At 69.2% G+C, this 14,871-nt stretch carries 10 protein-coding genes and 3 pseudogenes; 7 read left to right on the forward strand and 6 right to left on the reverse strand.

Features of this window, described 5'->3' with window-relative positions; translation table 11 throughout:
- Window positions 1-37 precede the first annotated feature (37 nt).
- Both N0A20_RS17110 and N0A20_RS17115 read left to right on the forward strand, forming a co-directional pair.
- Entirely contained in the window at window positions 38-2,839 is a 2,802-nt protein-coding gene (locus tag N0A20_RS17110; protein ID WP_260581551.1) for a TonB-dependent receptor, read from the forward strand.
- 124 nt (window positions 2,840-2,963) lie between these two features.
- The gene (locus N0A20_RS17115) at window positions 2,964-4,763 is read left to right on the forward strand and encodes a cation:proton antiporter (protein WP_260581552.1); all 1,800 of its coding nucleotides are present in this window, start codon (window positions 2,964-2,966) and stop codon (window positions 4,761-4,763) included.
- Window positions 4,764-4,800: 37 nt separating this feature from the next.
- On the opposite strand, the gene holA is transcribed toward N0A20_RS17115, so the two are convergent.
- The 4 genes from holA to N0A20_RS17135 form a co-directional block, all read right to left on the reverse strand.
- Complete coding sequence (holA, locus tag N0A20_RS17120; RefSeq protein ID WP_260581553.1) at window positions 4,801-5,826, reverse strand: DNA polymerase III subunit delta; 1,026 nt, start codon at window positions 5,824-5,826, stop codon at window positions 4,801-4,803.
- The gene (lptE, locus tag N0A20_RS17125) at window positions 5,823-6,368 is read right to left on the reverse strand and encodes an LPS assembly lipoprotein LptE (protein ID WP_260583945.1); all 546 of its coding nucleotides are present in this window, start codon (window positions 6,366-6,368) and stop codon (window positions 5,823-5,825) included. The genes holA and lptE overlap by 4 nt, the downstream gene beginning before the upstream one ends.
- Window positions 6,369-6,503: 135 nt before the next feature.
- Window positions 6,504-9,068, reverse strand: a complete 2,565-nt coding sequence (gene leuS, locus N0A20_RS17130; RefSeq protein WP_260581554.1) for a leucine--tRNA ligase — start codon at window positions 9,066-9,068, stop codon at window positions 6,504-6,506.
- Between the two features lie 142 nt (window positions 9,069-9,210).
- Window positions 9,211-9,672 carry a DUF3576 domain-containing protein gene (locus tag N0A20_RS17135; RefSeq protein WP_260581555.1) on the reverse strand — a complete coding sequence of 154 codons (462 nt, stop codon included), beginning with the start codon at window positions 9,670-9,672 and terminating at the stop codon, window positions 9,211-9,213.
- Between the two features lie 265 nt (window positions 9,673-9,937).
- Here N0A20_RS17135 and N0A20_RS17140 point away from each other — a divergent pair, with 265 nt between their 5' ends.
- Together N0A20_RS17140 and N0A20_RS17145 are read left to right on the forward strand one after the other, a co-directional pair.
- Window positions 9,938-10,309, forward strand: a complete 372-nt coding sequence (locus N0A20_RS17140; RefSeq protein ID WP_260581556.1) for a hypothetical protein — start codon at window positions 9,938-9,940, stop codon at window positions 10,307-10,309.
- Complete coding sequence (locus N0A20_RS17145; RefSeq protein WP_260581557.1) at window positions 10,248-10,652, forward strand: hypothetical protein; 405 nt, start codon at window positions 10,248-10,250, stop codon at window positions 10,650-10,652. Before N0A20_RS17140 ends, N0A20_RS17145 begins: the two co-directional genes overlap by 62 nt.
- Here the strand turns inward: N0A20_RS17145 and N0A20_RS17150 are convergent.
- Window positions 10,649-11,245 carry a thiamine phosphate synthase gene (locus tag N0A20_RS17150; RefSeq protein WP_260581558.1) on the reverse strand — a complete coding sequence of 199 codons (597 nt, stop codon included), beginning with the start codon at window positions 11,243-11,245 and terminating at the stop codon, window positions 10,649-10,651. The genes N0A20_RS17145 and N0A20_RS17150 overlap by 4 nt on opposite strands.
- A gap of 62 nt (window positions 11,246-11,307) precedes the next feature.
- Between N0A20_RS17150 and N0A20_RS17155 the strand changes: the two are divergent.
- A pseudogene (locus tag N0A20_RS17155) lies at window positions 11,308-11,971 on the forward strand (YggS family pyridoxal phosphate-dependent enzyme).
- Between the two features lie 329 nt (window positions 11,972-12,300).
- Here the strand turns inward: N0A20_RS17155 and N0A20_RS17160 are convergent.
- Window positions 12,301-12,816 carry a DUF4402 domain-containing protein gene (locus tag N0A20_RS17160; RefSeq protein ID WP_260581559.1) on the reverse strand — a complete coding sequence of 172 codons (516 nt, stop codon included), beginning with the start codon at window positions 12,814-12,816 and terminating at the stop codon, window positions 12,301-12,303.
- Window positions 12,817-13,035: 219 nt separating this feature from the next.
- Between N0A20_RS17160 and N0A20_RS17165 the strand changes: the two are divergent.
- Both N0A20_RS17165 and N0A20_RS17170 read left to right on the forward strand, forming a co-directional pair.
- Window positions 13,036-14,119 (forward strand): annotated as a pseudogene (locus N0A20_RS17165) (type III polyketide synthase).
- A pseudogene (locus N0A20_RS17170) lies at window positions 14,116-14,830 on the forward strand (methyltransferase domain-containing protein). Before N0A20_RS17165 ends, N0A20_RS17170 begins: the two co-directional pseudogenes overlap by 4 nt.
- Window positions 14,831-14,871: the final 41 nt, after the last annotated feature.

The following is a 14,871-nucleotide window of genomic DNA, read 5'->3' on the forward strand; positions in this document are numbered from 1 at the left end:
TCCCCCATAATAAAATTGGGAGAGAGAGGGCGTGATCATGAACATCCAGAGCTATCGTGCTGCCCGCCTGCTGCGCTGCGGTGCCGCGGGGCTGGCCCTGTCGGCGGCGGCGCTGTCGGTGCCCGCCATGGCGCAGGCCGGGGGCGATGCCGCCACGGCGGCCGAGAGTGACGACGACACGATCATCGTCACCGCGACGCGGCGCAGCGAACTGCTGTCCGACGTGCCGATCGCGGTGTCGGCGGTGTCGGGCGACACGCTGGAGAAGACCGGCGCCACCGACGTGCGCGCGCTGGGCCAGGTCGCCCCGTCGCTGCTCGTGTCGGGCGCGACGAGCGAGGTCAATTTCACCGCGCGCATCCGCGGCATCGGCACCGTCGGCGAGAATCCCGGGCTCGAAAGCTCGGTCGGGCTGTTCATCGACGGCGTCTATCGCAGCCGCACCGGCGTCGGCCTGTCCGAACTGGGCGATATCGAGCGCGTCGAGGTGCTGCGCGGCCCGCAAGGCACGCTGTTCGGGCGCAATTCGACCGCGGGCCTGATCAACATCGTCACCAAGGGGCCCGATCTCAACGGCTTCGGCGCCAAGGGATCGGTGAGCTACGGCAATTACGACTATTGGCGCGTCGACGGCATGGTCAACGCGCCGCTGGGCGACAGCGCGGCGGTGCGCATCGACGGCGTCTGGCAGCAGCGCGACGGCTTCATCAAGAATGTCACCCCGGGCGAACCCGACATCAACGACCGCGATCGCTGGCTGGTGCGCGGCCAGTTGGCGTTCGAGCCCAACGACAGCCTGAAGATCCGGCTGATCGCCGATTACAGCGAGCGCAAGGAAAATTGCTGCGGCGGCATCCTGCTCAACCCCGTGCGCAACCTGTCGCGCGGTCCCGACGGCTTTCCCGTCGCGTCGGCGAACACGCTGCTGCCCCTGCTCCAGATTCTCGGCGCCAATCATCAGGTCGCGCCGGCGGACACCAGCTTCGTGCGCCGCCAGGCGACGACGCCGGGGGTCACCTATCGCTCCGACACCAAGGACTGGGGCGTTTCGGGCGAGGTCGGCTGGGACCTGGGCGGCGCTTCGCTGACCTCGATCACCGCCTATCGCGATTACAGGAATGCGCAGGGCCAGGATGCCGATTTCAGCGCGCTCGACGTGCTGCGGCGCACCGACCTCGACCGCCGCTTCCGCCTGTTCACGCAGGAGCTGCGGCTGCAGGGCGAGGCGTTCGACGGGCGGCTCGACTGGCTGGTCGGCGGCTATTACGCCAACGAGCGGCTCGATGTCGACGACGACATCGTCTATGGCAACAATTACGAGCAGTTCGCCAATTGCCTGCTGTTCGCGCAGGCGCTGCCCTCGGCGGTGCTGCCCAGCAACCCGAGCTGCGTCAACGTGCCGGTGGTCCAGGGGACGATCAACGCGCTGCCGCCCGGCGCGACGCGCAGCCTGCTCCAGGCGCTGATCGCCGATCCGGCGCGGCCGGGCTTCGGCTCGCTCGCCGCGGCGCTCGGCCAGCCGGGCCTCGCGATCAACGGCACCGGCAACGCCGGCTCGACCTTCGAACAGAAGAGCCGCAACTTCGCGATCTTCACCCACAACAGCTTCGACATCGTCCCCGATACGCTGACCCTGACGATCGGCGCGCGCTACACCAGCGAGCGCAAGACGCTCGATGCCGATGCGAATTTCAACAATTCCATCTGTTCGCTGGTGGTCAATTCGCCCTTCCAGTCGCTCGCGAGCCTGCCGTGCGTGATCAACGGCACGGCGCCCGACCTGCCGCGCGGCAGCGCGGGGACCAAATTCAAGGACAATGAATGGACGGGCACCGCGGTGCTCAGCTGGAAGCCGGTGCCCGACCTGCTCGTCTATGGCTCGGCGTCGAAGGGGTACAAGGCGGGCGGCTTCAACCTCGACTTCTCGGCGCTCGACCGGCCGTGCAATACGGCATTCGACACCGCCTGCGCCGCGCGCCTCGCCTTGCCCGCCAACATGCCGGGCAACGGCCGGGCGGAGGCGAGCGACCTGCAGTTCGCGAGCGAAAAGGTCGATGCCTATGAATTCGGGATCAAATATGACGGGCCCGGCTTCGACGTGAACCTCGCCGCTTTCTATCAGGAATATAGCAATTACCAGCTCAACACCTTCAACGGTGTCAATTTCGAGGTCACCAACATCCAGGCGTGCAAGGACGACCTGGGCGGCGCCGACAGCGACGGGTCGGCGCTGACGGGTGCCTGCGCGCCCGACCGGCTGAAGCCCGGGGTGCGCGCCAAGGGGATCGAGATCGAGACTTTCCTGCGCCCCGCGCGCCATCTGACGGTCAATATGGGGCTGACCTATGTCGATACCCTCTATCGCCGCAATCTGGTCGGCACGGGCGGCCGCCCGCTGTCGCCGGTGCTGTTCCAGCTGCCCGGCCGCGGGGTGTCGAACGCCGCGCAATATGTCGCGACCGCGGGGATCAGCTGGACCCCGCCGATCGGCAATTCGGGGCTGACCGGCCTCGTCTATCTCGACACCCGCCTGCAGAGCGACACCAACACCGCGTCGGACCTCGACGTCGAGAAGATCCAGGACGGCTTCGCGGTGTTCAACGGCCGCCTCGGCCTCTACGGCCCCGAGCGGCGCTGGGGCGTCGAGCTGTGGGCGCAGAATATCTTCAACAAGAAATATTATCAGATCGGCGCCGACATGCCGCTGCAGGGCGGCGGCACCTTCCGCGCCGTGGCGGCGCCGACGGCGAGCGGACTGGCGGGGACGGCGAACCAGCTGTTCGTCGGCTTCCCGGGCGAACCGCGCACCTATGGCGTGACGCTGCGCGGGCAATTTTAGGGTCGGGCGCCCAATGACGTAACGGCTGCCCGGCCCGCACCGAATCGCGGGCCTCGCCAGCCCCGAAGGGCCGGCACGACGCCTTTGGGTTGGAAGTTTCGCGGCCATTGCATAGACTTGGCCGATGTTCGCTATCGACTCGCTGCTCGTCAAGATCGCGCTGATCGGCGTGATCGGGATCGGGGCCCAATGGATCGCCTGGCGCGCCGGAAAGCCCGCGATCGCGTTGATGCTCGTCGCCGGCATCCTGGCGGGGCCGGTGCTGGGGCTGATCGACCCCGAACGCGATTTCGGCGCGCTGCGCGAACCGATCATCAAGCTGGCGGTTGCCGTGATTCTGTTCGAGGGCGGCTTGAGCCTGAAGTTCCGCGAGCTCCGCCACGCCGGGCTGGCGGTGCTGATGCTCGTCTTCGTCGGCGTCCCGGTCGGCTGGGCGCTGGGAACGGCGGCGGCCTATTATGGCGCCGGCCTGCCGCTCGAACTCGCGGCCCTGTTCGGGGGGGTGATGGTCGTCACCGGTCCGACGGTGATCGTCCCGCTGCTCCGCTCGCTCAACATCACGCCGCGCGTCAAGCATATCCTGAAATGGGAAGCGATCGTGAACGACCCGATCGGCGCCCTGCTCGCGGTCGGCATCTATGCCTATATCATCCATGGCGGTGCCGAGGCGAACAGCACCGCGATCGTCATGGACGTCGTCGCCGCCAGCCTGCTCGCCGTCCTGATCGGCAGTGCGGCGGGCTTTGCCCTCACCTGGGCCTTCCCGCGCGGCTGGGTGCCCGAATATCTGAAAGCGCCGGTGCTGCTGACGACGGTGATCGCGGTCTTCGTCTTTTCCGACCTCGTCATGCATGAAACCGGCCTCATCACCGTCACCGTGATGGGCGTGGTGATGGCGAACCGCGAGACCGATTCGAGCCCGGCGCTGCAGCGTTTCAAGGAGGATCTGACCGTCCTGCTTGTTTCGGGCGTCTTCATCATCCTGTCGGCAACGCTCGACTGGGAGGTGGTGCAGAATTTTCAGTTCCGTTTCCTTATCTTCCTCCTGCTCCTCCTCTTCGTCGTCCGGCCGTTGACGATCATGGTATCGCTGCTGTTCACGCGCATTCCGTTCAGGGAACGGCTGTTCATCGCGTGGATCGCGCCGCGCGGCATCGTCGCGGTCGCGGTGACCGGCCTCTTCGCGCTTCGCCTGTCGGACTATGGCTATCCGGGCGCCGAGGCGCTGGTGCCGCTCGGCTTCGGCGTCGTGATCGCGACGATCTTTGCGCATGGCTTCACCGCCGCGCGCTTCGCCCACTGGCTGGGGCTCGATCGCGGCAAGGGCAATGGCGTGCTGCTGGTCGGCGCCAACAGCTGGACCATCGCCTTTGCCGAATTCATCAAGGAACAGGGCAGCGACGTACTGATCGCCGATGCGAGCAAATTCGCGCTCCGCCGGGCGCAGCGCGCCGATCTGCCCGTCCATCAGGGCGACATATTGGACGAATCGCATGACGACGAGCTCGACATGGGCCGGTATCAGCAACTGATCGCCGCGACCGACAACGACAGCTACAATGCGCTGGTGTGCAGCGAACTGGCGCCCGAGATCGGGCACAACCGCGTCAGCCGCATGCTCGCAACCGCGCAGACGGGGACGCGGCGGCGGGGACGCGTGCTGACCCTGTCGGGGACGCCGATCGAGCAGCAGCTCGACCGGCTGCAGGCGGGCTGGAGCTTTGGCCGGACCCGCATCACCGAGAAATTCAGCTATGCCGATTTCGTGGCGCGGATGAAGGCATCGGGCGGCGACAGCCTGGCGGTCGCGCGCACGAACGGCGAACTGGCCGTATTTTCGATGCAGCACCGGCCGCCGGTCGAGCCCGGCGACACGATCTGGACCTTTGTTCCGCCCGATCCGGTCGGGAAACCGCCGGCCTGATCAAGGGGCCGGCGCCTGCGGACGCCGAAGCCGCGGGTCAACGCGCCCGCGCCGCCTGATGCGCGATGTCGGTGACGAGTTTGCGGAACAGCACCCCGCCGGCGGTGCCCGACGCCTTCAGGCTGCGCTCGCAGTCGAGCAGCCGGGTCATCAGCCGGGCGATGCGCACCGAATCCCAGATGTGGAGCTGCGCGGTCACCGCGCCCTGCTCCTTCCAGAACACGCCGCTGCTGCGCGCCGACACCACCGTCGCGGGATGCGCGCCGGCATCGACCTCGGCGCGCAGGCGCGCGAGCTGCGCGGCGCGGATCGCGAGCGCGCGGATGATGCGGATTTCGGCGACGCCGACCGCGGCGGCGGTCGCGAACATCGCGGGCAGGTCGCGCACCTTGCCGCCGAGCGCGACGTTGATGACCTCGCTGACATCCTCCTCGTGCGTCGCGGCGCCGAGCGCGGCGATGTCGGCGGCAGTCACCTGGCGCTGGCGGTCGCTGGCGGCGTCGAGATAGAGCGCGATCTTTTCGAGCTCGCGGCGCATCAGCGCCTGGTCGCCCGAGACCAGGTCGACGAGCAGTTGCGCCTCGGCATTGCCGAGCCGCAGGCCCTGGTCCTCGGCGGCGGACATGGCGATGCCGATCAGCGCGCGGCGGTCGGGCTGGTAGCAGATGGCGGCGACGGCATGGTCCGATCCCTCGACCAGCCTGACCAGTTTCGACTTGGCGGTCACCGCGGCGCCGGTCGCGATCACCGGGTTGATCGCGCTGCCGGCGGCGAGCAGCGCCTCGACCGCGGCGAGGCAGTCGTCGCCGCTGCCCATGATGTCGAGCCGGATCACCCGCGCGCCCGCGAAGAGCGACATCGACGCCGCTTCGGCGGCGAGCAGCGAGGGATCCTGGCTCATCTGCACCGAGGACAGGTCGAGCCGTTCGGCCTCCTGGCCCGCGAGGCCGGTCAGCCTGGCCGCGAGCGCCTCCATCGTCGCATCGTCGGGGCCGGTGAGCAGGAAGAAACGCCGGTCGAGCCGCGCGACGCGTTCGAGTTCGTGCGGCTTGACGCTCTTCATTGCCCGCCGGGAGCGGGGGGCGCGTCCGAGGTCCGGCCGCCGCCGCGGTCGGCGAAGACCGCGATGCGCGCGATCATCTGGTCGGCGACCGCCTGCGACAGCCGTTCGAGCGCGGTCGATTCGGCGGCGATCGTCGCATATTCGCTGCCGACGACGTCGATCCCCGAATCGGAGAAGGCGGTGGCGTCGAGCAGCACCTCGCCGCTGCCCGCATCGACGAGCTGGTAGCGCGCGCGCAGCGTGCGGCGCTCGCGCGTCACCGCATCGTCGGCGCGGACGCCGAAGCCGGTGATGCTGTCCTCGAGCCGGACGTCGAGGCGCAGCCGCTTGCCCGCACCCTGCCCGTTCTGCGCCGCGACGAGCCGGTCGCGCAGCGCGTTGCGGACGAGCCAGCCATTGTGGCCCTCGATCGGCGCGACGTCGATGTCGGCAAGGATCGTCGCCACCGCCCCGTCGCTGCCGCTGGCATAGAGCGGACGCAGGCCGCAGCCGCCGAGAAGCAGCGAAACTGCCGCGATGGTCGAGACGATAAGCGCACGCATAGTCTTGTCGATCACCTCAATACCCGTTCGTGTCGAGCGAAGTCGAGACACTCCGAAGGCGTGCACGACCGATGGGCGTCTCGACTTCGCTCGACGCGAACGGAAAAGGGAAGGTTAAAGTTCCAGCCCATCCTGTCAGGGCACGATATTCACCAAACGGTCGGGGACCACAATCACCTTCTTGGGCGCCTTGCCGCCGAGCAGTTCGGCGATGCGCGGGCGCGCGAGCGCGGCGGCTTCGAGCGCAGCCCTGTCGGCGCCCTTGGCGGCGGTCATCGTATCGCGCAGCTTGCCCGCCATCTGGATCGCGATCGTCACCTCGTCGTCGACGAGCATCGCCGGATCGGCGGCGGGCCATGCGGCGTCGGCGATCATCGCGGTCGTGCGCTGGCCCTCGGGCAGCGCCGCCCAGGCTTCCTCGGCGAGGTGCGGCAGCATCGGCGCGACGAGCAGGATGAGCGTGCGGCACGCCTCGGCGCGCGTTGCCGACGGCGGCGCCTTTTCGATGTCGTTGGCGAGCGCATGGATCTTCGCCACCGCCTTGTTGAAACCGAGCGATTCGATGTCGGCGGCGACGCCGGCGATCGTCTGGTGCAGCTTGCGCGCGAGGCCCTTGTCCTCCGCCCCGTCGCCGGTCTTTTCGGTGTCGCCGAAGATGCGCCAGAGCCGCTGGACGAAGCGCCACGCGCCCTCGATGCCCGCCTCGCTCCACGGCAGGTCGCGCTCGGGCGGGCTGTCGGACAGCATGAACCAGCGCGCGGCGTCGGCGCCATATTGGTCGAGGATGGCGTCGGGATCGACGACATTCTTCTTCGACTTCGACATCTTCACGACCCGGCCGACATCGACCGGCGCGCCGTCGGATTCGAGCGTCGCGCCGTCGGCGGTGCGGGCGACCTCGTCGGGGGTGAAATAGAGCGGCGGCAGGCCTTCGCCCTGCTCGCGGCTGTAGGTCTCGTGCGTCACCATGCCCTGCGTGAACAGGCTGGCGAACGGCTCCTCGATGTCGATCATCCCCAGCTTGTTGAGCGCGCGCGTCCAGAAGCGCGCGTAGAGCAGGTGGAGGATCGCATGCTCGATGCCGCCGATATACTGGTCGACGGGCAGCCAGCGGCGGATGACCTCGGGATCGAAGGGCTTATCGCTCGGGGCGCTGGCGAAGCGCAGGAAATACCAGGAGGAATCGACGAAGGTGTCGAGCGTGTCGGTCTCGCGCACCGCCTCGCCGCCGCATGACGGGCAGGCGACATGCTTCCACGTCGGGTGGCGGTCGAGCGGATTGCCGGGGACCGAGAAATCGGCGTCCTCGGGCAGCACGACGGGAAGCTGGCTCTTCGGCACCGGCACCAGACCGCACGCGTCGCAGTGGATGAAGGGGATCGGCGTGCCCCAATAGCGCTGGCGCGAGACGCCCCAGTCGCGCAGGCGCCACACGGTCGTGCCCTTGCCCCAGCCCTCATGCTCGGCGCGCGCGATGACCGCGGCCTTCGCCTCGTCGATGCTCATGCCGTCGAGGAAGTGGCTGTTCACGAGGCGGCCGGGGCCGGTCCAGGCTTCGTCGCCGGTGAAATGCTGCCCGGTCTCCTCCCCGTCGGCGATCACGCGGTGCACCGGAAGCTCATATTTGCGCGCGAAGTCGAGGTCGCGCTGGTCGTGCGCCGGGCAGCCGAAGATCGCGCCGGTGCCATAATCCATCAGCACATAGTTCACGACCCAGACCGGCAGGTGCCAGTCGGGATCGAGCGGATGCTCGACCGACAGCCCGGTGTCGAAACCCATCTTCTCGGCGGTGTCGATCTGCTCGGCGGCGGTGCCCTGACGCCGGCACTCCTCGATGAACGCCGCCAGTTCGGGGGCGTCCCTGGCGAGGCTCTCGGCCAGCGGATGGTCGGGCGAGATCGCCGCGAAGCTCGCGCCATAGAGCGTGTCGGGACGCGTCGTGAAGACGTCGAAGCCCGGCGCGCCGCCGGCGAGCCTGAAAGAGAATTCCAGCCCCTGCGACTTGCCGATCCAGTTTTCCTGCATCAGCCGCACCTTGTCGGGCCATTTGTCGAGGGCTTGCAGCCCTTCGAGCAGCTCGTCGGCGAAGTCGGTGATCTTCAGGAACCACTGCGACAATTTCTTCTTCTCGACCAGCGCGCCCGAGCGCCAGCCGCGGCCGTCGATCACCTGCTCGTTGGCGAGCACCGTCATGTCGACCGGATCCCAGTTGACGTAGCTGTGCTTGCGCGTGACCAGCCCCGCGGCGAACAGGTCGAGGAACAGCGCCTGTTCCTGCCCGTAATAATCGGGCTCGCACGTCGCGAGTTCGCGGCTCCAGTCGATCGCGAGGCCGAGGCGTTTCAGCTGCGCGCGCATCGACGCGATATTGTCGCGCGTCCAGCCGCCCGGATGGACGCCCTTTTCCATTGCCGCATTTTCGGCCGGCATGCCGAAGGCGTCCCAGCCCATCGGGTGCAGCACATCGTGCCCGGTCATCCGCTTGAACCGCGCCAGCACGTCGCCCATCGCATAGTTGCGGACATGGCCCATGTGGATGCGCCCCGAGGGATAGGGAAACATCTCGAGGATATAGGCCTTGGGCCGTCCCTCTCCCTCAGCATCGGCCGAATCGCCGGTGGCGAAGCTGTTGGCGGCTTCCCACGCCGCCTGCCAGCGGGCGTCGGCGGCCAGAGCGCCAAAGCGCGGTTCGCGAGTCATTCTTCTGCTACCCCGTTGTCATTCTGCCGTCATTGCGACCCCGGTGAAAGCCGGGGGAAGCAATCCAGAGCGGGTTACGCTACCCTGGATTGCCGCGTCGCCCCGGATCAAGTCCGGGCCTCCTCGCAATGACGAGGCTTGCTTAACCTTCGAAGGCCGAGCGCCGCAGGTCGCGGGCGCGGGTGAGGATGATCTCCTCGAGCTTCTGCACCGTCGCCGCCTGCACCGGCGCATCGACCCAGGTGCCGTCCTGCGCGACCTGGCGCGAGGCGGCGACGCGCAGCGCGTCGGCGCGCAGGTCGCGGTCGAGGATCGACACGGTGACCTTCATCCGCTCGTTCGGATTGCCGGGGTTCGCATACCAGTCGGTGATGATCACCCCGCCCGACGAATCGGCCTGGAGCAGGGGCATGAACGACAGCGCGTCGAGCGACGCGCGCCACAAATAGCTGTTCACGCCGATCGTCGTGACCTGGCTGGCGGCAAGATCGGCGCGCGGCCGTTCCTTGCCCCCGCACGCCGAAAGGCCGAGCGCCGCGACGCCGAGAAGCGCGAGCGTGGCCGGACGGCGGCCGAAGGCGGCAAGGACGGAAAGCTTGGACATGCCGGAACACCTTATAGTTCGGGCGCGGACGGGCGCCGCGCTTGCTGAATTTCCAGCGTCTCTATCGCCGTTGCCGCGCGGCGGCAAGCGCGGCAATCGGCTTGTTCGCGCCATTCATCGGGGAGTCAGCTTGGCGGTGCACTGTGCTCATCGCGCAACAGGCCCGTTAAAATCAGGCGCTAAAGATTTGCTTTCTCGCGAATCACTGGAAAAGTCCGCCTGTCGGGCCTATTGAGGGTTGGTACTGGGGTTGGAGTCGCAGACAATGCCGCGCAGCAAGCGCCATTTCTGGAAAGCAGGGGTCGTCGTTCTGGCGGCCGTTCCACTTGCCCTGCCCCCCGCGATCGCCGCGATGAGCCGCGCCGACCGCATCCGCGAAACCTCGCTGTCCGACACGCTGCTGGGCCAGTTCACCCCCGCGTCGGGCGATCCGCGGCTGATCGCGCGCTATGCCAAGGTGTCGGCCGACGCGCGCCGCAGCTTCGTGTTCACGCCGACGCTGACCGGAGAGAATCGCCAGAACCGCGCGATCACCGTGGTGATCTCGCGCCCGCGACGATGCGTCGAGCGCGGGCATGACCGCCGCGCTGGCGCAGGGCCGCAAGGCCCCGGTCGCGATTACCCCCGTCGCCTATAATCTGGGCGCGTCGGTCGGCTTCGAGAAATTCGTGACCCCGGCGCTGCCGCGCGGGGTCGACCTGCGCAACCTGCCGGAGGCGAAGGCGCCCGAGCAGAATGAAAAGAAATCGCGCTTCGCGACCAGGATGCTCGCTCGCCCGAGCGATCCCGCCGGCGCCCCCGACCGCCTGACCGCGCCGGGCGACGACCAGTCGGTCGATGTCGTCAGCAGCTATCGCCTGACCAAGAATCTCGATGTCACCGCGGGCGTTCGCTACAAGAGCGAGGACAGCGTCCAGCCGCTGACCGATGCGCGCCGGGACAGCCAGGCGGTCTACGTCGGCACCGCCTTCCGCTTCTAAAGCTTCGCTCGGCGTTTCGCCGCTTTTTCCAGCCAATGATCGATCGCCGCCCAGCCAGGGGTGCTTCCGCTCGCCTTTGCGATGCGATGAAGCGTGCGCGCCCGTGCCGGGGTGAGCCCACCGAGAGCGACGGGCTGTGCACCGGCCAGGCGCGCGAGGCGCAGCCAGGCCGCGCGGCCGAGCGCAGGCGCACCGGGATGCGACCGCGTCGGATGGAGCGGCGAGACGAAGGCGAGGTCGGCACGGGCGCGGCGCGCGGCCCGTGCTTCCGCTGCATCATGGACGGGCATCGACACGATGAGGCCGAGACGATGCGCCTGTGCCGCCTGCGCCGCGTGCGACTGGCGCAGGTGGGCGCCGTCGGCCCCCCAGCGCCGCGCCAGCGCCGGTGGCCCGGCCAGCAGCAGCAGGTGCCCGGTTCGCGCGAGACGGCGGGCGAGGCGCCAGCGCTTACCCGGCGCCAGTGCGTCGTGGCGCAGCACGATCCCGCTCCCCGGCGGCAGGCTCGATATCGCCGCCAGCACCGCATCGCCGAGCCGTGCGTCGGTGAACAGCCAGATCTGCGGCAGGGGAGAGGGGTGGCGCGCGCGCATCGGCTTTCCTATAGGCGCGTCGCCGCCGCGCGCAACGCGCAGGGGCAAGCGAAGGAAGAGCGATGGAAGACGCAGCGCAGCGATTGGCCGGGGTCGAAGCGGGAATCGCCGCCGCGGCGGCGCGCGCGGGCCGCAAGCCGGGCGAGGTCCGGCTGATCGCGGTATCGAAGACGCACGACGCCGCCGCGATCCGCCCGCTGATCGCCGCCGGGCAGCGTCATTTCGGCGAGAATCGCGTCCAGGAGGCGGCGGGCAAATGGCCCGCGCTGCGCGCCGAGACGCCCGATATCGTGCTGCACCTGATCGGCCGAGCTGCAATCGAACAAGGCCGAGGAGGCGGTGGCGCTGTTCGACGCGATCCATTCGCTCGACCGGCCGTCGCTGGTGCAAGCACTCGCCGGGGCGTGCGCCAGGGCGGGCAGGCAACCGCAACTGTTCGTTCAGGTCAATATCGGCGACGAGGCGCAGAAGGGCGGCGTTGCGGTCGCCGGCCTGCCCGCGCTGCTGGCCGAGGCGGCGGACGCGGGCCTGCAGATCGACGGCCTGATGGCGATCCCCCCCGCCGATGTCGCGCCGACGCCCTATTTCGCGCTGCTCGACGAACTGGCGGAACGCCACGGCCTGCCGCTGCGCTCGATGGGGATGAGCGGCGATTATGAAACCGCGGTGATGCTGGGCGCGACGCATGTGCGGGTGGGCACGGCGCTGTTCGGGGCGCGGGGGTAGAGGCGCCGGGGCGGTGGTGGCGGGTTTCGGGCGGGAGCGGACGCAGGCTTATCGGCGGCACCGAAGGCGCAGTGCGCCGACGTGGGTGAGATTGATTTCGCACAAAGGCACAAAGGCACGAAGATGTCGTGCTTGCCGCGAAGCGGCTTTACCTCTTGGGCCTCGTCAAAGCATCGACGTCGATGAGGAGGCGGCCTTTCGGCCGCGAACGGCCCTCTTCGTGCCTTTGTGCCTTTGTGCGAAACAAAATATCCGCCCCATCAGCCTCGAACAACGCTTGCTGAGCGCGTCGCCAAACGTCCGCCTCCCACCCCGAACCGGCCCTTCCCCTATTGATACTCCACCATCACCGGAATCCGCCCGCGATAGTCGCCGTCGTCGAGCCCCGCGATCTGCAGCCGCCCGCCGAAGCGGAACCGCAACCGCCCGTCGGGGCCGAGCCGCGGCGCGGCGCCGAGGTCGGTGACGAGGCCCGAGACGCGCGCGCTGCGCCCGCGACCCGATTCGAGATCGACGCTCGTCGGCAGGATGACGCGGACCGCGGCGCCGGGTTCGCCGGTCACCGTGACGGTGCCGGTGACCGCGAAGCCGCCGAGATCGACAACGTCGCCGCGCAGGCGGCGGGCGCCCGACAGCGGGTCGAGTTCGACCTCTCCCCCCATGGCGCCGGCCGCGACGCGGCCCATGTCGAGCTGGGTTTCGACCTCGACGCGCAGCGGCGCTTCGGGCTTGCGGGCCGCAAGGCCGGTCGCGCCGCCGTCCGGCCCGCAGAGCAGGCATTGCGCCGCCGCGCCCGCGGGCGCCGCCAGCAACAGGGCGAAGGCAAGGAAGAGGCGCGGTCCCACGCCTTTGCGATAGGCCGGTCATGGTTAAGCCGCGGTAAATCCTCCATACCCTCCCCTTCAGGGGAGGGCAGCGAGACTTACGAACTTGTTCGTTAGTCGCAGCGGGTGGGGGCCAGCAGCCTTGCGCCTCCCGACAGGCCCCACCCCAACCCCTCCCCTGAAGGGGAGGGGCTTTTGATATCCGCTGGCTTGCTTCCCGCTTTTGATCCAAACAGCGCCATGCCCCCCGCTCCCTCCGCCCGGCTCAACGCGCTCGCCACCGCGGCGCCCGATCACGATATCCATCGCGCCTTCATCGACTGGGCGACGCCGCGGCTCGCCGACGAGCGGGTGCGCGCGATCTTCGCGCGCATGGCGGCGCGGTCGGGCATCGACCATCGCTGGTCGGTGCTGCCGCCCGCCGAAGGTGGCGGGTCGCCGGTGGCGCCGGGCGGTTTCTACGACGTGCCCGGATTGCCGCCGACCTCGGCGCGCATGGCGGCCTATGCCGATCATGCCCCCGCGCTGGCGTTGCGGGCGATCGCCAAGCTGGGCGATGCCTTCGACCCGGCGCGGGTGACGCATCTGGTGGTGGCGAGCTGCACCGGCTTCGTCGCGCCGGGGATCGACCAGATTGTCGCGAGAAGGCTGGGGCTGGCGGCGACGGTCGAGCGGGTGCTGATCGGCTTCATGGGCTGCTACGCCGGGGTCACCGCGCTGCGCAACGCGCGGCATATCGTGCGGTCGGAGCCCGATGCGGTGGTGCTGGTGGTGAGCGTCGAGCTGTCGACTTTGCACCTGCAGCTCGCCGACGCGCCCGAGCCTTTGCTTGCGATGCTCCAGTTCAGCGACGGCGCGGCGGCGGGAATCGTGTCGGGCGACGCCGGGGGACTCGAACTCGGCGAAGGGCGCAGCCTCGCGCTCGAGGACAGCGAAGCGCTGATCCGCTGGGACATCGGCGACACCGGATTCGCGATGCATTTGTCGGGCGAGGTGCCGGGGCGGCTGCGCGCGGCGCTCGGCGCACCGGGGGTGCAGGCGCAGCTTTTCGATGGCGATGCGCCGCCGCCGCTGCTCGCGGTCCACAGCCGGCGGGCGCTCGGTGCTCGACGCGGTCGAGGCGGCGCTGCACGTACCCCCCGGCGCGCTCGCCGACAGCCGCGCGGTGCTCGCGGCGTGGGGCAATATGTCGTCGGCGACGATCCTGTTCGTGCTCGCGCGGATGATCGAGCGGCAGGCGAAAGGCGAGGGGATCGCGATCGCCTTCGGCCCCGGCCTCGCCGCCGAAGCGATCCGCTTCACCGCGCCCGACCCGGCAAGATGAATCCCTTCACCAGCCTCGCCGCGCCGATCGAGGCCGAGGAGGAGATGGACGCGGCCGGGCTGGCGCCCGAACGCTATGCGAGGGTGCTCGCCGACCTGTCGCGGATCAACGCGCTGACGCTCGCGGCGCGGCCGACGCTCGGCTTTCTGGAGCGGGTGCGGGCGCGCGAGGTCGGCGGCCGGCCGTGGCGGATCCTCGACGTCGGCTTCGGCGCGGGCGACATGCTGGCGCGGGTCGCGCGCTGGGGCGCGGCGCGCGGGGTCGCGCTCGACCTCGCCGGGGTCGACCTCAACCCCAAGAGCGCGCCCGTCGCCGCGGCGCGGCTCGGCGGGCGGGCGCATCTGGTCACCGGCGATTATCGCGATCTGGCGGGCGAGGGGTGGGACATCATCCTGTCGAGCCTCGTCGCCCATCATATGACGCCCGGTCAGCGCACCGGATTTCTGCGCTTCATGGAGGCGGAGGCGGCGCGCGGGTGGCTGGTCAACGACCTCCACCGTCCGGCGCCTGCCCTTTGCGGGCTATCCGTTGCTCGCGGCGCTGGCCTTCGTCGATCCGATCGTGCGGCGCGACGGGCAGCTTTCGGTCGGGCGCGCCTTCCGCCGCGCCGAATGGGCGGCGATGCTGGGCGAAGCGCTGCCCGATGCCGCAGAGGGCTGCCGCATCTTCCGCAGCTTTCCCTATCGGCTGTGCGTCGAGCGGGTGCGGTGAACGACGCGATCGTCGTCGGCGCTGGACCGGCGGGAGCCGCG

It is taken from the genome of Sphingopyxis sp. PET50 (assembly GCF_025244705.1).
Lineage (GTDB): Bacteria > Pseudomonadota > Alphaproteobacteria > Sphingomonadales > Sphingomonadaceae > Sphingopyxis.

Coding starts and splice junctions, on each gene's coding strand:
- leuS (WP_260581554.1), bottom strand. CDS start 9,068: ATGACTCGCGAACCGCGCTTTGGCGCTCTGGCCGCCGACGCCCGCTGG.
- N0A20_RS17145 (WP_260581557.1), top strand. CDS start 10,248: ATGACCGCCGCGCTGGCGCAGGGCCGCAAGGCCCCGGTCGCGATTACC.
- N0A20_RS17140 (WP_260581556.1), top strand. CDS start 9,938: ATGCCGCGCAGCAAGCGCCATTTCTGGAAAGCAGGGGTCGTCGTTCTG.
- N0A20_RS17115 (WP_260581552.1), top strand. CDS start 2,964: ATGTTCGCTATCGACTCGCTGCTCGTCAAGATCGCGCTGATCGGCGTG.
- N0A20_RS17110 (WP_260581551.1), top strand. CDS start 38: ATGAACATCCAGAGCTATCGTGCTGCCCGCCTGCTGCGCTGCGGTGCC.
- holA (WP_260581553.1), bottom strand. CDS start 5,826: ATGAAGAGCGTCAAGCCGCACGAACTCGAACGCGTCGCGCGGCTCGAC.
- N0A20_RS17135 (WP_260581555.1), bottom strand. CDS start 9,672: ATGTCCAAGCTTTCCGTCCTTGCCGCCTTCGGCCGCCGTCCGGCCACG.
- lptE (WP_260583945.1), bottom strand. CDS start 6,368: ATGCGTGCGCTTATCGTCTCGACCATCGCGGCAGTTTCGCTGCTTCTC.
- N0A20_RS17150 (WP_260581558.1), bottom strand. CDS start 11,245: ATGCGCGCGCGCCACCCCTCTCCCCTGCCGCAGATCTGGCTGTTCACC.